19 protein-coding genes are annotated in these 16542 nt (G+C 62.5%); 4 read left to right on the top strand and 15 right to left on the bottom strand.

Translation table 11 applies throughout. The features are described 5' to 3' along the window. Positions 1-55: 55 nt before the first annotated feature. The 3 genes from HHL26_RS22995 to HHL26_RS23005 all read right to left on the bottom strand — a co-directional run bounded on the left by HHL26_RS22995 (position 56) and on the right by HHL26_RS23005 (position 2947). Positions 56-634 carry a PIN domain-containing protein gene (locus HHL26_RS22995; RefSeq protein WP_066553427.1) on the bottom strand — a complete coding sequence of 193 codons (579 nt, stop codon included), beginning with the start codon at positions 632-634 and terminating at the stop codon, positions 56-58. Further along, positions 631-1080 (bottom strand): helix-turn-helix domain-containing protein, encoded by a 450-nt coding sequence (locus HHL26_RS24420; RefSeq protein WP_082748744.1) that lies wholly within the window; start codon positions 1078-1080, stop codon positions 631-633. The genes HHL26_RS22995 and HHL26_RS24420 overlap by 4 nt, the downstream gene beginning before the upstream one ends. Before the next feature lie 295 nt (positions 1081-1375). Further along, positions 1376-2947 (bottom strand): reverse transcriptase/maturase family protein, encoded by a 1572-nt coding sequence (locus tag HHL26_RS23005; RefSeq protein ID WP_206377598.1) that lies wholly within the window; start codon positions 2945-2947, stop codon positions 1376-1378. A 315-nt stretch (positions 2948-3262) separates the two neighbouring features. On the opposite strand from HHL26_RS23005, the gene HHL26_RS23010 reads away from it, so the two are divergent. Together HHL26_RS23010 and HHL26_RS23015 are read left to right on the top strand one after the other, a co-directional pair. Further along, complete coding sequence (locus HHL26_RS23010) at positions 3263-3643, top strand: helix-turn-helix domain-containing protein (RefSeq protein WP_066553506.1); 381 nt, start codon at positions 3263-3265, stop codon at positions 3641-3643. After that, on the top strand, positions 3643-4875 hold the full coding sequence (locus HHL26_RS23015; protein ID WP_066553503.1) for a HipA domain-containing protein: 1233 nt from the start codon (positions 3643-3645) through the stop codon (positions 4873-4875). The genes HHL26_RS23010 and HHL26_RS23015 overlap by 1 nt, the downstream gene beginning before the upstream one ends. A 114-nt stretch (positions 4876-4989) precedes the next feature. Here the strand turns inward: HHL26_RS23015 and HHL26_RS23020 are convergent, their stop codons facing one another. The 4 genes from HHL26_RS23020 to HHL26_RS23035 all read right to left on the bottom strand — a co-directional run bounded on the left by HHL26_RS23020 (position 4990) and on the right by HHL26_RS23035 (position 7196). Next, a complete protein-coding gene (locus HHL26_RS23020; protein ID WP_066553502.1) occupies positions 4990-5577 on the bottom strand; it encodes a mobile mystery protein B in 588 nt (195 codons plus the stop codon). Beyond that, complete coding sequence (locus HHL26_RS23025) at positions 5574-6032, bottom strand: mobile mystery protein A (protein ID WP_066553499.1); 459 nt, start codon at positions 6030-6032, stop codon at positions 5574-5576. The genes HHL26_RS23020 and HHL26_RS23025 overlap by 4 nt, the downstream gene beginning before the upstream one ends. A gap of 163 nt (positions 6033-6195) precedes the next feature. Then, positions 6196-6420, bottom strand: a complete 225-nt coding sequence (locus HHL26_RS23030) for a hypothetical protein (protein WP_066553482.1) — start codon at positions 6418-6420, stop codon at positions 6196-6198. 77 nt (positions 6421-6497) lie between these two features. Beyond that, positions 6498-7196 carry a pirin family protein gene (locus tag HHL26_RS23035; protein ID WP_066553479.1) on the bottom strand — a complete coding sequence of 233 codons (699 nt, stop codon included), beginning with the start codon at positions 7194-7196 and terminating at the stop codon, positions 6498-6500. 111 nt (positions 7197-7307) lie between these two features. On the opposite strand from HHL26_RS23035, the gene HHL26_RS23040 reads away from it, so the two are divergent. Both HHL26_RS23040 and HHL26_RS23045 read left to right on the top strand, forming a co-directional pair. Further along, entirely contained in the window at positions 7308-8237 is a 930-nt protein-coding gene (locus tag HHL26_RS23040; protein WP_066553476.1) for a LysR family transcriptional regulator, read from the top strand. Then, positions 8230-8841 carry a TMEM175 family protein gene (locus HHL26_RS23045; RefSeq protein WP_240962570.1) on the top strand — a complete coding sequence of 204 codons (612 nt, stop codon included), beginning with the start codon at positions 8230-8232 and terminating at the stop codon, positions 8839-8841. The genes HHL26_RS23040 and HHL26_RS23045 overlap by 8 nt, the downstream gene beginning before the upstream one ends. Here HHL26_RS23045 and HHL26_RS23050 read toward each other — a convergent pair. The 8 genes from HHL26_RS23050 to HHL26_RS23085 all read right to left on the bottom strand — a co-directional run bounded on the left by HHL26_RS23050 (position 8838) and on the right by HHL26_RS23085 (position 16264). Then, complete coding sequence (locus HHL26_RS23050) at positions 8838-9533, bottom strand: YoaK family protein (RefSeq protein WP_066553473.1); 696 nt, start codon at positions 9531-9533, stop codon at positions 8838-8840. The genes HHL26_RS23045 and HHL26_RS23050 overlap by 4 nt on opposite strands. Positions 9534-9636: 103 nt before the next feature. Next, the gene (locus HHL26_RS23055; protein ID WP_066561261.1) at positions 9637-10998 is read right to left on the bottom strand and encodes an alginate export family protein; all 1362 of its coding nucleotides are present in this window, start codon (positions 10996-10998) and stop codon (positions 9637-9639) included. Continuing rightward, positions 10991-11419 carry a DoxX family protein gene (locus tag HHL26_RS23060; RefSeq protein WP_066553469.1) on the bottom strand — a complete coding sequence of 143 codons (429 nt, stop codon included), beginning with the start codon at positions 11417-11419 and terminating at the stop codon, positions 10991-10993. Before HHL26_RS23060 ends, HHL26_RS23055 begins: the two co-directional genes overlap by 8 nt. Beyond that, positions 11416-12324 (bottom strand): glyoxalase, encoded by a 909-nt coding sequence (locus HHL26_RS23065; RefSeq protein ID WP_066553463.1) that lies wholly within the window; start codon positions 12322-12324, stop codon positions 11416-11418. Before HHL26_RS23065 ends, HHL26_RS23060 begins: the two co-directional genes overlap by 4 nt. A gap of 157 nt (positions 12325-12481) precedes the next feature. Continuing rightward, entirely contained in the window at positions 12482-14410 is a 1929-nt protein-coding gene (locus HHL26_RS23070) for an amidohydrolase (RefSeq protein WP_169576836.1), read from the bottom strand. After that, on the bottom strand, positions 14407-14655 hold the full coding sequence (locus HHL26_RS23075) for a XapX domain-containing protein (protein ID WP_066553457.1): 249 nt from the start codon (positions 14653-14655) through the stop codon (positions 14407-14409). The genes HHL26_RS23070 and HHL26_RS23075 overlap by 4 nt, the downstream gene beginning before the upstream one ends. Positions 14656-14679: 24 nt before the next feature. Further along, on the bottom strand, positions 14680-15519 hold the full coding sequence (locus tag HHL26_RS23080; protein ID WP_066553455.1) for an alpha/beta hydrolase: 840 nt from the start codon (positions 15517-15519) through the stop codon (positions 14680-14682). Between the two features lie 85 nt (positions 15520-15604). After that, a complete protein-coding gene (locus HHL26_RS23085) occupies positions 15605-16264 on the bottom strand; it encodes an isochorismatase family protein (protein ID WP_066553450.1) in 660 nt (219 codons plus the stop codon). Positions 16265-16542: the final 278 nt, after the last annotated feature.

The raw sequence follows: 16542 nt of genomic DNA on the forward strand, positions 1-16542 counted from the left end.
TCGTCCTCTCGCTTGGCTTGTTCAGCCGTACCATTTGAACCCGCAATGCCTGGCATCACAGGAGATCGATATGCTCCTTCAGCATGGAGGCCAATTTGGGCAGGCCTTTGCGCTGGAGTTCGAAGATGAACTCGCCGGGAGAAAATGGTGGGTTTCTATAGTCTTGCCGCATGGTTCGCAGGGTGGACAGCGCGTCCCCCGGATAAAGCTCGAACGTGCTGCTCAGGAAATCGTCGGGCGTCACGGCGGTGATGCCGAACGGGGCGAGTGCTTCGTCCGGGAAATCCTTCAGATTTTCAGTGACGATATGCTCGGCGTCCGTCCGGATGGCCGTGGCCAGCACATGGCGATCATCGGGGTCGGGCAAGCTGAGCGCCGGGATGAGCCCTTCCGCGCCGCTGACGCAGCTTTCAGGAAAGGCGCGTTCCATCGCAGCGACCTGGGATTGAATGCTGGGCTCCATGTCCGGCCGCCTGTCGAGCAGATTGCGCGTCCACTCGTCCATGATGGTCGGGGACCAGCGCGCGCGGAACAGCCCTGCTTCGGCGAAGCGAAGCAGGGCATCCCTGACCCGGAAGGGGTAAAGGACGTTGGCGTCGAGAACGACGACAAATCTGTCGGCTATGTCGCTCAATCGGCGTCAAACTCCTGGCCGAGACGCTGCAGCTCGCTCAGCGCGCTGCGTCGCTCTTCGTCCCTTCTGGCCTTGTAGGCCAGCAGTTCGCTCGCCCTTATCCTGCGGTGGGAGCCGACCTTGTGATGGCCGATCACCCCTTCGTCGAGCAGCTTCACTAGGAAGGGGCGAGACACGTTCAGCAGATCGGCGGCCTCCTTCGTGGTGAGTTCCGCCCCATAGGGGACGAGCGTGATCATCTCGCCGCGACCGACATGGGTCAGCACGTCGAGCATGAGCTGTCCCAGTGGCGCGGGCAGCTCGACCTGGACCTGGTCGCCATTCTTCTGCACGCTGAAAGGGAGGCCGTCGGGGGTCAGAGCCTTGGCCAGAAGACGTGCGGCTTCGGAGGCCGCGCGGACCTCATCGTCCGTAGGCGGCCGCTCGGAAAGCGCTTGCTCGCTCATGTCAGTCTCCATTTGGGCTCGGGGTGGATGATAGCTACATAGTGATTTGCCGCCGTAAACGCAATAAGTGCATTAAATGAAATATCTGTAACTGCATATGTTGCCCTATCCGGGGGCGGGTAACGGAATATTCCCGTTCGGGAAATTGCCGTGCCGAGGGCGTCCCCCGTGCTGGGCCGCGCTCTATTCCGCTTCGCTCCACCGAGCCTTCACTTCGCTTGTCTCGGTAGGGTCGGCGCGGAACGCCTCTTTCGAGGACGTTCCAGCGCCTCCCCCCGAACCGTGCTTGCACCTTTCAATGCACACGGCTCTCCATTCCGCTAGTCAACCGGCCGCCGTGGAGGTGGACATGGCATGAGCGACACAGGACGATAGTCCCGCGCCGCCGAGCCGATTGTTTCCACGCCGTCATCGGGCCGCGCCGCTTGTCCTTCAGTCTGTTGGGATGATGCGCTTCAAACGGACCATCGACATCGCCGCAGCTCTCGCATTCGCGAGCGCTGAGGCGCGTGATGATATCGTTCGTGCTCAGCGCAAGGCGTGAGCCGACCGTGGTGTTATCCACGACCGACTGTTGCCAAGGCCGAACGTTCAGGTGCTTCAACCGCCAGAGCATCTGGACCCTCAGTTCACCCCGAACCATGGTTTTCACGCCATAGTCCGTCCCCAATTTCAGATTTGCCATGGCCCGCGCCCGCGTTATGCGCTGCCGCGCCGCGATGGTCGCCAGCAGGCTCCTGAACATGACGAGTTCAAGGCCGTCGAGCGAGCTTTTCACGCCATCGGCGATCGCATAATAATTGGCGAGGCCACGTAGCTCCGAGTTGTAGGCAATGACCATTTCCGCGACACTGGAGTCGAGGAACTGCGGACGTACCCGGCCATTCCTCAGGTCGAGGTTGCCGAGTTTCTTGCGCCTGCAAAACCCATAGACCCGCGACCTCGGCACCCACAGCTTGATATTGCCCCGCGTTGGCCGGCGACGGACACGACGTGATCCGCCACCGACCTTCGACCGCCCTGCCATTGATCCGGCAGACCGCAACGTGAAGGCGCAAACGTGGAAGCCAAGGAACGGCGATCCCTTCGATGCATCACTGACCCGCGTCTTTTCCGGTGACACCTCAAGGTTGAGCCGATCATGAAGGAACGCTTCGATTTCAGCCCTGATCCTTTTTGCATCAGCCTTGCTGCCGATTACACCGACGAGGAAGTCGTCGGCGTAGCGACAATAGCGCAGGCGCCGGAAGTCCGGGTCCATCGGATCGACAGACGAACATGCCTGCCTTTCCTTCGTGACTGCCTTGATCCGTTTCAACAGGTTACGGACCTCGGCATCGTCCGCGCCACCGGCGCGGAGCGCATCGATCTCGGCACGATAATCGGCGATCTGGCGAGATAGACGCGTATAGGCAGGATTTGCCCTGCGCGTTTTTCCCTGATCGAAGCCGACCCGCATTTCCTCCATGAACTCATCAAGCTCATGGAGATATATGTTGGCCAGCAAGGGCGAGATTACGCCGCCCTGCGGGGTGCCGCTATAGGTCCGCTCGAACGTCCAGTCGTCCATGACGCCCGCCTTCAGCATCCTTTCGATCAGACCGATGAACCGAGGATCATCGATGCGTTTCGAGAGAAGCCTGAGCAGGATGTCATGGTCGATGTTGTCGAAGAACCCGCGAACATCCACCTCAATCAGCCATTTCATACCTGTCCAGGTATTACGGCTCTCTTCGAGCGCCGTATGGCAGGAGCGCCCCGTGCGGAACCCATGGCTATGTTTTGAGAACACAGGATCATAGATTTGCGCGAGGACGATCCGAGCCGCTTCCTGAACAATGCGATCATCGACCGTAGGGATGCCCAATGTGTGGATCGGCCTGGAGACGGAACCCGCTTAGATTTCGGCCAAGCCGCTGAAAGTGAACTAAAAATGCTACGGCGCCGGGGTCCCGATCGGCGCCGGTTCGAACCCCAGCACTATCTCAATTTCGCACGTTATTTCAGATAGTTGTGCTGCGCAAGGGCAGGGTTACGCATCGGCGCCGATCCACAGGCAGGGTTACGCATCGGCGCCGATCCACATGCTGGACGTGTTACATCGGGTTCGGATTGAAATTGACCTTAATTTATCATATATGACGCACTAAGCGGTGTCAGCGGTCATATATGGATAATTGAGATGAGCTCGCCCAAGTCGAAATCCGCGCTCGCAAGGCTCGGCCGGGATATGCGCGCAGCGCGCCTGCGCCGCAATATCGCGCGCGCGGACCTTGCGGTGCGCGCGGGCACCTCGGCGAGCACGATCGTGAGGCTGGAAAGCGGCGATCCGGGCGTAGGCATCGGCACGCTTGCCGATGTCCTCGTCGCGCTGGGCCTGATCGATCGTCTCGCCGATCTTGTCGATGTCCGTCACGACGAGCTTGGCCTCGCGCTGGCCGCCGAGAAGCTGCCGCAGCGCGGCCGCACCTTTGCCTCGACCCTTCGCCGCCAAAAGAAGAAGGGCGAGACGAAGTCCGCGTCCGGCGGGGCCGAGGTTAATCCTGACGGCGTCGCCTTCTGATGGCCGACTGGTTCGCGAAGGTCGCGCTCGGCGAGAAGCTGATCCAGGTCGGAGAGCTGCGCTACACCCGCACGGGTCCGCGCCAGTTCTCGGTCTTTTCCTATGATCCGGCCTGGGCGGCGAGCGCGGCGGCCTTCGCGCTGCAGCCCGACCTCCCGCTCGAAGGCGGCCCTTTCCATGCCTCGAGCCAGTCCGGCAATGTCCGCGACGCGCTTGCCGGCGGCATCGCTGACGCCGCGCCCGACACATGGGGGCGAACGCTGCTCGAGCGGACCTATGGCGCGGGCCTTTCGGAATTCGAATATCTCACTCTTTCCGACGACAGTTGCCGGCAGGGCGCGCTGCGCTTCGTCGACGATCAGGGCACGGTCATTCAGGGCGGCGCGCCCGAAGCGGTCCCGCGCCTTGTCGATCTCGAAGCGATTACAGGCATCGCCCGCGCTTATGAGCAGGGCAAGGAGGTCTCCGCGGCCGATATGCAGGCCCTCGCGGGCGCCGGCGGCTCGGGCGGTGCCCGCCCGAAAGCCAATGTTATCGACGATGGCACGCTTTGGCTCGCCAAGTTTACCTCGGTCCACGACCAGCAGCCCGTCGAGCGGGTCGAGGTCACAACGCTCCGCCTCGCCGCTTCCTGCGGCATCCGCGTGCCCGACGTCCGCCTCGAACTCGTCGATACGCCCTTCCCAGTCGCTCTCATCAAGCGGTTCGACCGGCAGGGTGCGGGCCGCATCCCCTATATCTCCGCGCGCACGGCCCTTGGCAAAACCGGAGTCGAGCTTGGCTCCTATACCGAAATCGCCGACTTCATCCGGCAAGCCGGACCCAATCCGGTCGAAGACTTCCTCGAAATCTATCGGCGCCTCATCTTCACCATCCTGGTCTCCAACAAGGACGACCATCTCAAGAACCACGGTTTCCTCTACGTTGGCGCGGACAAATGGCGCCTCTCCCCCATGTTCGACGTCAATCCCGCGCCCGATCGCAACCCGCACCTCGAAACAGCAATCTTCGAAGGCGGCGGTCACGAACGGTCCATCCTGCGAGCGCTCGAAGCTGCGGAATTCTTCGAGATCGCCGACGCGGACGCGCGCGCACTCATCCGCGACATGGCGCAGCGGATAGCCGCCACGTGGCGCGACGCACTCCGCGCGACAGGCATCACCGGCGCGCTCGCCAAGCATTACGAACCAGCCTTCGTTCACGACGAAGCAGGCATAGCGCTTTGTCTTTAATTTCCATATTTGGTAAACACTACACCTCAGTTTGTCATATCTGACATTTTATAATGTCATGGCTATGCAGCGGCCGGAAGCTGGCGTCGCCGGCCGGGAGTGAAACGCTCGCCATCAGCTTCTCGCAAATGCCAGCAGCGGCGCGAAGTCGTGCTGGTCGGCCGCGCGGAGCGCAGCGATATATTCGGCCTGCAAAGTGCCGATGTCGCGCAGCGTCCCGCCGCCCCAGCTGAAGGGCGCGCCGCCGAGCTGGACGATGAGCGAATCCGCCACCAGCCGAGCGTGTCGGCCGTTGCCGTTAGGGAAGGGGTGGATCGCGACCAGCCCGTGGTGCAGCCGGACCGCGATTTCGTCCGGCGGGAAGGACCCATTGTCCACCCAGTAACGCGCGTCTCGCAGCAAACCCCCAAGCTGAATGTGGATCTGCACAGGATCGATGCCGATATTCTTACCCGTTTTCCGGGTCGAACCCGCCCACGACCAGACGTCACCGAACATCCGCTTGTGCAGCTCGAATACAAACCCTTCGGTCAGGATGTCAGCGTCGCGGCGTCGTTCGGTCCAGGCAACCGCGCCATCAATATTGGCCTGTTCGGCTTCGTTCAGATCCGCGCGGGTCGTGATCCAGGTCTGCAGCAGTCCCTCGCGCTCTTCGGCGTCGAGAGGTGTCGCGTCATCGGGCTGCGCGAACAGATCGGTCACAGCGACTCCCAAAGGTCACGATCGCGCAGGGCCGTGTCGATATAGGTCTGGACTCGCTTCTCCAGATCGCGGTCGACCTGCTGATCCTCGAGCGCCATCGAGTGAGAGACGCGCCGCAGCGCCCGCAGGGCAATGTCACGCGCCCGGTGGTCCACCATCTCTGTAAGGCTCGTTTTGGGCACCAGGGCATAGACCAGGATACAGTCCATCGCTTCGGCCGCCCGGCGCAGCGTGTTGAGCTGGATCTTGCCACTTGCTTCCGAGCGCTCGAGGCTGACGATGCCTTGCGCCGTCATGCCGAGCCTTCGAGCCAGCTGCGCCCCGGTCATGCCGATCGCATCGCGGATCGCGCGTACCCATCCTTTGGGGGGCATGGCAAAGCGCTCGATCGGCTTGATCGAGGCCAGTTTACTGTCGAGCCGCTCTCGGGCTCGGTTTCGAATTGCAGGTTTCATAAGGTCCTGCCTTTATAATCCTTGTCAATCCATCAAGCTGAGACTTGATATTATAAGCTATTTGATAAAGCCATAACTTTAATAAAATTCTTGTGAGATAAATACAGGAGTTTACACGTGGGGGCTCGACAGCTCGACGCCGTCCCAACGAGGACGGCCACTATCAGGCGGCGAACAGCTTCAGCAAAGCGCGCAGTCGCTCGGCATCCTGATTGTCGTTCGCGAGAACCTTGGCGACTTCGATCAGCAGTTGCTCGTCGCTCGCCGCCCTTTCCCGCTCCGCATCCGTGACGATCGCTTCGACGCCGGCCAGCTTCCACATCAACGCGGTCTGGTCTGGCGCCGACATCAGGATCAAGGTGCTTTCCAGCGCGCACAGGATATTCATAGGCGTTCGCTTTCATCACAGGCCGCATCCCAGCCGAAGCGCTCACAATCGGCCCGGTAAGCCCTCCCCTTATTTCCTCAGGCAGCGTCGACCATGACGATCTCGCTATCCTCCACCGCAGTGACACGAATCACATCGACATCCTTGATCGCGGCACCGTCACGGGCGTTAACCTGTACCTCGTCGATCTTGATCACCCCGGTAGCGGGAACCAAATAGGCCTTGCGGTCCTTGCCGATCGGATATTCGGCACTCTCTCCAGCCTTCAGGGAAGCGGCAACGATGCGAGCGTCCGTACGAATCGGCAGGGCCTCATTGTCGTTCTCGTAGCCGGACGCCAGCGTGATGAAATGGCCGGCGCGATCGCCCTTCGGGAACGGACGGGCGCCCCAGCTTGGCGCATCGCCGTTCCTGGTCGGCACAATCCAGATCTGGAAGATTTTCGTGGTGACATCCTCGAGATTATATTCGGAGTGGCGCACGCCGGATCCGGCGCTCATAACCTGAACGTCGCCAGCTTCGGTCCGACCCTTGTTGCCCAGACTGTCCTCATGCGTGATGGCGCCTTCGCGAACATAGGTGATGATCTCCATGTCGCGGTGTGGATGCGGCGGAAAGCCGGTCTTGGGCGCGATCGTGTCGTCGTTCCAGACACGCAGGTTGCCCCAGTTCATGCGCGCGGGATCGTGATACCCGCCGAAAGAGAAGTGATGCTTGGCATCGAGCCAGCCGTGGTTGGCGCCGCCGAGGTCTGCGAAGGGGCGAACTTCGATCATGTGATGTCTCCTTTCGAACAGCGTCAGGCTGTCGTTGGAGCTGTTTTAGGCCTTGCGAGAACTTCGATGCAGATAGATAAAGTCGGCGCATTCGTTCGAGAAAGTAGAACAATGAACTCACCCGGCACACCGACATTCGACCAGATCCGGATTTTTCTCACCATCGTCGATCTTGGCAGCTTCGCTGCTGCCGCGCGCAAACTCAATCGCGCGGTGTCGGTGATCAGCTATGGCATCGCCAACCTGGAGACGCAGCTCGGGCTGACGCTGTTCGATCGGGAGGGTACCCGCAAGCCCCAGTTGACCGTGGAGGGCCGCGCCTTGCTCGCCGAGGCGCGCAGCATATCGCATGGCTTTGATGGACTGCGGGCAAAGGTGAAGGGCTTGCTCGACGGGCTGGAGGCGGAGGTCGACCTGGCGGTCGACGTCATGGTGCCGTCCGAGCGGCTGGGAAAGGTCCTGCGCAATTTTGCGACGGAGTTTCCGACGGTTCAGCTTCGCCTGCATGTCGAGGCATTGGGCGCAATCACCGCCATGGTACTGGATCGTGGCGCGGCGATCGGGATTTCCGGGCCATTGGCGGCCGGCGTCGAGGGCGTCGAGTGCATTGCCGCCGGTTCGGTCCCGATGGTCCCGGTCGCAGCGCCCGATCATCCGCTTGGTCGGATGGAACGCATCCCTCCCGGCGCCGGGCGCGAGCATACCCAGTTAGTGCTGACGGATCGCTCCCGCTTCACCGAGGGGCAGGATTATTCGGTGATGAGTCCCAAGACCTGGCGCCTGGCCGATTTGGGCGCCAAGCATGCGCTGCTGCGCGAGGGAATTGGGTGGGGCAACATGCCGCTGCCGATGATCGAACCCGACCTTGTCGATGGCACCTTGGTCCGCCTCGTGATGCCGGATCACATTGGGGGAACCTATCGCTTCGCGGGTGTGTGGCGCAGAGATGCGCCACCGGGACCTGCCGCCTCCTGGCTGCTCGATCAGTTCGTCGCGCTGGGTGCGAACGACAAGGAACTGGAGGGTATGGGTGATGTCTGATCATCCCGAAGGCAGGCCGAAGCGCGGCATGCGGTCGGGCCGACTCGAGGCCTTCACCGATGGCGTGGTCGCGATCATCATCACGATCATGGTGCTCGAGTTGAAGGTGCCGCAGGAAGGCACGCTCGCGGCGCTGTCGGACAGCATGCCGATCCTGCTCGCCTACGTCCTGTCCTTCATCAATGTCGGCCTGTATTGGAATAACCATCACCACCTGATGCAGGCGACCCAGCGAATTGACGGTCGCGTCCTGTGGGCGAACCTCTTCCTGCTGTTCTGGCTGTCGCTTGTGCCTTTCGTCATCCGGTGGTTCGATGCCAGCAGCTTCTCGGCGATGGCGACGGCGTCCTATGGCGTCGTGCTGGGAATGGCAGCGATTGGCTATGAACTCACCGAGTGGTCGATCATCGCCTGCAATGGCCATCAGTCGGCTGTGGCGAAGGCCATCGGGCGCGATTGGAAGGGCAAGATCAGCCTTGCCCTCTACGCCGTCGCTGTGCCCGCGGCATTCTTCGCTCGGCCGGTGGCGATCATTCTCTATGTCGCAGTGCTGCTGTTCTGGCTCGCGCCCGACCGCAGGATCGAGCGCGCACTGGAGGATTAGAGGGGCTTGGCGGCGGCCGGGTGAAGCATGCAGGCGATCGTGCCCGCGAAGATCAGCCCGCCGGCGAGGATGAGCGGGGCAACCAGCCCGCCATGGGTGACGAGATAGGCGCCGATCGCCGCACCGAGGAAGATGGCGGCCACACTAGCGATGCGGCGTGCCCAGTTGGGGTTGGCACCGCCAGCGACGCTGGAATCGGCAGCAAGACCGGTGATGGTGAGCGTGAGGACGGTCGTGGTGAGGTCGGGAACCTTCAACTGGCGGATGGTCGCATTGCGGAAGCCCATGGCGAGCCCGGTCAGCGCGATGATGACATACACGCTCGACCCTGGGGTTTGCGTGGCGATGTCGAACCCGACTGCGACGCCCGCAGCGATCCAGAGGAGGACGGCTTCGGCGGAGGCGGCGACGAGCAACCAACGGCGAAGGGGTGAGCGGGCATGGCGCTTGCCGACGCGGCCGGCAATCAGCGCGCCGACCATGAACGACGCGATGGCAAAGACATAAGGCGCGATCTTGAATCCCGGCGCGCCGCTGGCAGCGAAACCGAGGAAGACGACGTTGCCAGTCATGTTCGCCGTGAAGACCTTGCCCAGGCCCAGCACCGATATGGCATCGACAAGGCCCGTCGTCACCGAGAGGAGCAGTAACAGCCAGGGAAGCGGCGATGCGGCGGGCTTTTCGAGGGTCATGACGGTCTCCGTGAATGTCTATGACCTCCGTCTAACCGCTGTCACCACATCGATGCAGTGGAATAAGATCGATCCTGTCTTTCGATAAAATCGAATAGCAAAGTCAAAAGCGAAAGTTGCTTTCCATGCCCAGCATGGCGATCGTCTTGGCAGGACCGGTCTCACGGATGAAGGCGCCCGGTGCGAAGGCGGACAAGGATGCCGACAATTCCCACTCGGGCATCGCCTGCCAGGCGATCGTCGCTTCGGCCTCCTTGCCGATGAAGCGTGCCTTGCTGCCGCCTGCATCGCGGATCAGATTGCCGGGTATGTCGTACACGCCGTCCGCAATGCTGTACCGCCAGTACGCCATGCCGGCGAGGCTGACTGACACACCACCACCCAACGTACCGTTGATGCGCGGATTGACGCTGATGATATTGGTCGGACCGACCGGCGAAAGCTCGCCGAAATACTTCCCCTTGGGGAAGAGCGCGTTGAACGTGCCGATCTTGCCATCGCCCGCCTTGCCATCGCCGCTGACGACATTGACCCGCAATGTCGCGTCCGGAGCGAAGGTGAGCGCGGCAAACCTGTGGCCGACCTCCGTGCCCAGCGTCCATGCCGAGATCCGCTGCCCTTCGAAATGGCCGAACTGCGCCACCCCCTCGACATTCCAATGCCAGTTGCCACGCACGCCGTTTGATCGCAGGCCGATGCTATGTCGAATTTCGCGCCCTGTCAGTCCACCAAAGCGCGCAAGCCGGTTACGGTAGCCGAGGTAGTAAAGGTCCAGCTCCGGGAGCGTGACATAGGCGCCCCATAACGCCTTGTCTTGAGAGGTTGCGTCGTCGAAGCTGCCGGGACCGGGCTGGACGGGCCGCATGTTCAGCAGGCTGATCCTGGCACGCCCGACCGTGCCGTCTGCCCGCACGCCATCGAAGGCGAGCGGGACATTGGGGCCGTAGCGCGTCCCGACTAACCGTTCGGTGCCGAGCGACAGCATCTGGCGGCCGGCACGCACTGTGACCGGGCCGAGGTCGACCTCGCCGAACCCCTGGAGCAGATCGACCCGCGTCTGATCTATCGGGCTGGCCGATGGGGAGACGCCGAGCGCGTAGGCCAGGATCGGCTGCACGAAAGCTCGCACCTTGCCCACATGCAGATCGGCATAGGGCAGCGCGCGCAACCAAAGATAGCTGTCATCCGGCACGCCCGCACCGCCCCAGAGATTATTCTGATAATTCTCGGTGCGGGCGCGCAGTTCGATGCCGGTGCTCAACCAACTGTCGTCGCCGAGCGGGATATATTTGAGCGGACCGGTCCAGTGATGCGCGCGTTTCTGCGCATCGGCGAGATCGGACCAGTCCTCGTCATAGCGTGTGATGCTGAGCGTGGGGGCCTGCCATGCCTCGCGCTGCTGGGCGCTGGCCGGCGCCGCCAAGGCGCCTGCCAGCAGCCCGGCAGCGATGAGACTCCTAAGCACGTCGCCGCTCCCGTTCGGCAACGAGTGCCACCAGCACGAAGCCGCCGACCAGCCCGACATGCTCGAAGAAGGCATTGGTCGCCATGAAGCGCTCCTGCCCCGCCGGCATCGCCCAGAAGGCATTGGCGGTGAAGGCGGCGAGCAGCGTGAAGACGCCCAGCATGCCAGCACCCAGCCAGACAAAGCGACCGGTCAAGATCAGGATCGGCCCGACAATCTCTATGCCGATGGTCAGCGCCGCCCAGAAGGCAGGCGGGCTCATGCCGAAATGGGCCTGTTCGGCGACGGCTGCTGGCCAATCGGTCGCCTTGACGACGCCGCCCAGCAGATAGGCGCCGACCAGCGCGAGCCGCGCGAGGAACCAGGTGGGGCGCCAGTCGAGGATCGCGTCGACGAAGCGGGGTTCATCCGCGCCGGTCACGGCTTCACCAGCGCATGGATCTCGGCGATGTAGCCGCCGGGGAAGCGGACGATCGCAGACTGGCGATCACTTTCTGCATGCGCGGGCACGAGCGTCTCGACGCCTGCTGTTGTCGCCTTGGCGAGCGTCGCCGGCAGATCGCTAACCTCATATTCCGTCATGTCGCGGCCATAGGGCCAGGGAAGCTGGCCGTCGGAAACGATCACGGCCATCTTGCCATAGCCCGACGTCATCCGGATACGGCGATAGCTCTTGCTTGGCTGGCCGATCTCCGCGCCCGGTGCGGCCCTGTCGTCGGAAGTGACCGTCGCATGGGCGAAGCCGCGCCACTGCTTCACGAACTGGTCTGCAGCATCAGCGGTCAGGTAGATGCGGTTCTCCGGCACGGTCCCGAGGGCAGGATAGTTGGGCTTCGCGGTGTGCCAGTAGAACTGCATGTTCACGCCGCCCGCCCATTGCACCACGACATCGCGGCCGATGGGATCGGGAAAGCTGGTGATAAGACGCGCCGCGCCATGCCGCATGGCGGAAGCGACGGCGGCATCGAAGTCGGTCACGAGATAGCCAGTGCGTTCGGCACCGAACGGGACCGGGATCGGGGTGACGAAACCGAAGACGGAAACGGTGCCGGAGGGGGTCAGCGCAAGCTGTGATTTCGTTTTGCTGTCTGTTGGCGTTACCTGGAAGACGCCCTGCTTGCTCGCGGTGCCGCCGAAGGTGGCGGTGAAGCTGGTGACGAAGCGGTCGAAATCCTCCGGCGCGACATAGACATGGGTAGTGTCATATTGCGGACCGACGGAGAAATCAGTCACCGCGTTCTGCGCGGGTGCCGTGGTTTGCGCAAGCGCGGCGACAGGGCTGCAGGCGACCAGGGCGGTCGCCATCATGAGGACGATGCGGTTCATCTTAGTATCTCCGTTTGGGTAAGTCGGCCGTCCGATGAGGTCGCGAGTATGTTCTACGCGGCCAGAACCGCTCCAACGATCCGAATAAAATCAGAGGCAGCGTTCCAGATTATCGAACAAAGACGGAGCGCCCTCCGATCGGGGGGCGCTCCTCCTCTCAAACGGCCCAGCAGCCGCAGCCCATGACACCCCAGAAGCTCTGAACGTCGGCGGCGGGCACGTCGGCGCCAAGCGCCGCCGCATGATCATGGCCGTGGACGTTGCACGACGAGGCGCAGCCGCATGCCGACGCCATCTTCTTGGCCGTATCATCGCGGCGCCAATGTCCGCCGAAAGTCGCGACCGGCGACCAGTCGGGCATTGCCTTGGGCGCTTCGGGCGCGAGCGGGCCGAAGCTGCCCTCGCCATAGACGATCTTGCCGCCCAGCACGGTCAACACCGAGCGCAGATGCGCGATCTCGCTCTCGGCCACGCTGAAATAATCATCGGACAGCAGCGCCAGGTCGGCCAGCTGGCCAGCCTTGATCTGCCCTTTTTTCCCAACCTCGTTCGAGAACCAAGTGTTCTTCTCGGTCCACAGGCGCAGCGCGGTTTCGCGATCGAGCCGGTTGCGGGTCGGATAAAGCGTCAGACCGCCCACCGTCTTGGACGTCACCAGCCAGCTCAGCGAGACCCAGGGATTGTAGCTGGCGACGCGGGTGGCGTCGGTTCCGGCGCCCACAGGCACGCCCGCATCCATCATGCGCTTGATCGGCGGGGTCGCCTCGGCGGCCTTCGCGCCATAGCGTTCGACGAAATATTCGCCCTGGAAGGCCATACGGTGCTGGACTGCGATACCGCCGCCCAGCTCGGCGATCCGGTCGATATTGCGCTCGCTGATCGTCTCGGCATGGTCGAAGAACCAGTTCAGACCTTGTAGCGGAATGTCCCGGTTCACCTTCTCGAACACGTCGAGCGCGCGGCCGATTGTCTGGTCATAGGTGGCATGCAGCCGCCAGGGCCAGCGGCGCTCGGCCAGCAGGCGGATCACCGGCTCCAGGTCGCCTTCCATCTCCGGCGGCATGTCGGGACGGGCGACGCGAAAATCCTCGAAATCGGCGGCCGAATAGACCAGCATCTCGCCCGCACCATTGTGGCGATAGCTGTCGTCGCCATCGCCCGGTTTGATCTGGATCGACCAGCTGGCGAAGTCCTTCAGCTCTTCCTTCGGCTTCTGCGTGAAGAGGTTATAGGCGATGCGCAGCGTCAGTTCGCCATCTTTGTGCAGCTTGTCGATCACTTCATAATCGTCGGGATAGTTCTGCGATCCGCCGCCCGCGTCGATGACGCTGGTGACGCCCAAGCTGTTCAGCTCGCGCATGAAATGCTTCGTGCTGTTGAGCTGATAGTCCTGCGGTAGCTTGGGCTCCTTCGCCAGCGTCGAATAGAGGATCGTCGCATTGGGTTGGGCCAGCAGCAGACCCGTGGGATTGCCCTGCGCATCGCGGACGATCTCGCCGCCCGGCGGGTTGGGCGTATCCTTGATATAGCCCACCGCCCGCAGCGCGGCGGCGTTCAGCAGCGCGCGATCATAGAGGTGCAGGATGAAGACCGGCGTATCGGGCGCTGCGGCGTTGATCTCCGCGATCGTCGGCAGGCGCTTCTCGGCGAACTGATGCTCAGTGAAGCCGCCGACCACGCGCACCCATTGCGGCGGCGGGGTATTTTCGGCTTGGCGTTTCAGCATGGCCATGGCCTCGGCGAGCGTCGGAACGCCCTCCCAGCGCAGCTCCATATTATAGTTCAGACCGCCGCGGATGACGTGGATGTGGCTGTCGATGAGACCGGGGATCAGGCGACGGCCGCCGGCGTCGACGAGGCGGGCATTGGGCGCGGCGGCGGCCCGCACTTCCTGCTCGGTACCAACGGCGAGGAACCTGCCGTCGCGGATTGCTACCGCCTGCGCCTGCGGATTCTCGCGGTCCAGCGTCGTGACCTTGGCGTTGGTGAGGATGAGATCGGTCTGGGTCATGGCGAAACTTTCCGTGGTGGCAGTCAGGGCGGTTGTGGCGGCGGCGCTGGCAAGCAGCTGGCGACGGGTCATCATGCGTCGCGTTCTCCGTGAGAGGGCAGTTTGCCCAGTACATGATTTACGCAGTCCTGGCGCACGAAGCGGGTCAGTTCAGGAAGGCTGGCGACGCGCTTGGCGACCGGGATCAGCTGTTCTCCGAGCAAGATGCCCGCCAGCCCGACGAGCGCTATAACCGGCGGTGCGGGAGAACGGACGCCCATCAGACTGTAGACGATACCGACGATCAGGCCGGCGCCGAGGGAGAGGATATAGGCTTTCATGTCCGTTCTCCAGCGTTGTCCGGGTCAGCCCTGGATGAAGGCGAGAATGTCGGCATTCAGCACGTCGGCGTTCACTGTCAGCATGCCGTGCGAATAGCCTTCATAGATTTTGAGCGTGGCGTTCGGCAGGATCTCGGCCTGAAGGACACCGGCGTTCTGGTATGGAACCACCTGGTCGTCATCGCCGTGCAGGACCAGCGTCGGCACCATGATTGCCTTCAGATCGTCGGTTTGGTCGGTTTCAGAGAAGGCCTTGATGCCTTCATAATGGGCGAGCGCGGAGCCCATCATCCCTTGACGCCACCAGTTGTCGATGACTGCCGGCTTCACGTTCGCGCCCTCGCGGTTGAAGCCGTAGAACGGCCCTGCTGCGACGTCGCGGAAGAACTGCGCGCGGTTAGCGGCGAGGCCGGCGCGCAGACCGTCGAACACGTCCATGGGCAGGCCACCCGGATAGCGCTCGGTCTTGAGCATGATCGGCGGCACGGCGCTGACTAGCACAGCCTTGGCGACGCGGCCCTGCGGGATACCGAAACGGGCGACATAGGCTGCGACTTCGCCGCCGCCGGTTGAATGGCCGATATGAATGGCGCCCCGCAGGTCGAGATGCTCTGCGACCGCGGCGGCGTCAGCGGCATAATGATCCATGTCGTGACCGGCGTCGACCTGAGCCGAGCGGCCGTGGCCACGGCGGTCATGGGCGACCACGCGATATCCCTTCGAGAGGAAGAACAGCATCTGTGCGTCCCAGTCGTCTGACGAGAGCGGCCACCCATGGTGGAACATGATCGGCTGGGCGTCCTTGCTGCCCCAGTCCTTGTAGAAGATTTGCGTGCCATCGGCGGTGGTGACGAAGCGGGTCATGGCGGGATCCTGGATGCGGGATTTTGGGAAGGAACGGCGTCCGGGCGCGGAAAGGGAAGCACCCGGACGCCGAAGGGTTGAGAGCTTAGTGGGCGCCCTCGGAAGCGTTGAACATGGTCTTGGCGTAGGTGATGCCCAGGCCATAGGCGCCGCCCCACTTCTTCGCGAAACCGGTCGTCATGTCGTAGGTCTCCGTGCGCGCCCAGTCTCGCTGCAACTCGAGGAGATACTGGAGCGAGGTCATCGGCTTCGCACCCAGTTGGATCATGCGCTCGACGGCACGCTCATGGGCTTCTTGGGAGATGTCGCCGCAGGCGTCAGAGATGAAGTAAACGTCGAAGCCCTGGTCGATCGCCGAGGCGACGGGACCGACGATGCAGACCGAGGTCCAGAGCCCTGCGAAAATGATGCGTTCCTTGCCGATGCGGTTCACTTCGTCGATGACCGCTGAGTCTTCCCAGGTATTCATCGACGTGCGGTCAAGCAGCCGTTGGTTCGGGAAGGCGTCGGTGATCTCGCTGAACATCGGGCCGGAGAAGCTGTCGACGGCGACCGTGGTCAGGATGGTGGAGACGTTGAAGCCGGCGGCGGCGTTGGCGACCAGCGCGGCGTTGTTGCGCAGAAGCTCGGTCGAGATCGACTTGGTGGCGAAGGCCATCTGCGACTGGAAGTCGATCATGATGAGAGTGTGGTCGGTCGGCGAGATCAGGGATTTGCCGGGGGTGGGGGTCGCTTTGACGGTCATTTCGGGTCTCCAATCGAAATTCGTTCACTCGGTTCGTTCCGGTGTGATTGGAGGTCTAGCGGGGTCTCTTACTGCTGCGCAGTCTGATAAAACATGCCCTATTATTCGATTAAATAGAACAGTGCGGCGGGGTCGCGGTTAAGGGCCACTTTCGCGGGACTGTCAGGAATTTCGTGTGCGACGAGGCATAATGGGGAACAAGGAGACCCGGTATGTCACGACGCAAAGAACCCTCGATACCGAACGACATTCTCGATCAGCTGCTTGCCGGCACTGAC

The organism is Sphingobium sp. TB-6, assembly GCF_012927365.1.
In the GTDB taxonomy this organism is placed as follows: domain Bacteria; phylum Pseudomonadota; class Alphaproteobacteria; order Sphingomonadales; family Sphingomonadaceae; genus Sphingobium.

Coding starts and splice junctions, on each gene's coding strand:
- HHL26_RS23030 (WP_066553482.1), bottom strand. CDS start 6,420: ATGAATATCCTGTGCGCGCTGGAAAGCACCTTGATCCTGATGTCGGCG.
- HHL26_RS23075 (WP_066553457.1), bottom strand. CDS start 14,655: ATGAAAGCCTATATCCTCTCCCTCGGCGCCGGCCTGATCGTCGGTATC.
- HHL26_RS23085 (WP_066553450.1), bottom strand. CDS start 16,264: ATGACCGTCAAAGCGACCCCCACCCCCGGCAAATCCCTGATCTCGCCG.
- HHL26_RS23040 (WP_066553476.1), top strand. CDS start 7,308: ATGAACTCACCCGGCACACCGACATTCGACCAGATCCGGATTTTTCTC.
- HHL26_RS23045 (WP_240962570.1), top strand. CDS start 8,230: ATGTCTGATCATCCCGAAGGCAGGCCGAAGCGCGGCATGCGGTCGGGC.
- HHL26_RS23065 (WP_066553463.1), bottom strand. CDS start 12,324: ATGAACCGCATCGTCCTCATGATGGCGACCGCCCTGGTCGCCTGCAGC.
- HHL26_RS23080 (WP_066553455.1), bottom strand. CDS start 15,519: ATGACCCGCTTCGTCACCACCGCCGATGGCACGCAAATCTTCTACAAG.
- HHL26_RS24420 (WP_082748744.1), bottom strand. CDS start 1,080: ATGAGCGAGCAAGCGCTTTCCGAGCGGCCGCCTACGGACGATGAGGTC.
- HHL26_RS23010 (WP_066553506.1), top strand. CDS start 3,263: ATGAGCTCGCCCAAGTCGAAATCCGCGCTCGCAAGGCTCGGCCGGGAT.
- HHL26_RS23050 (WP_066553473.1), bottom strand. CDS start 9,533: ATGACCCTCGAAAAGCCCGCCGCATCGCCGCTTCCCTGGCTGTTACTG.
- HHL26_RS23015 (WP_066553503.1), top strand. CDS start 3,643: ATGGCCGACTGGTTCGCGAAGGTCGCGCTCGGCGAGAAGCTGATCCAG.
- HHL26_RS23025 (WP_066553499.1), bottom strand. CDS start 6,032: ATGAAACCTGCAATTCGAAACCGAGCCCGAGAGCGGCTCGACAGTAAA.
- HHL26_RS23035 (WP_066553479.1), bottom strand. CDS start 7,196: ATGATCGAAGTTCGCCCCTTCGCAGACCTCGGCGGCGCCAACCACGGC.
- HHL26_RS23070 (WP_169576836.1), bottom strand. CDS start 14,410: ATGATGACCCGTCGCCAGCTGCTTGCCAGCGCCGCCGCCACAACCGCC.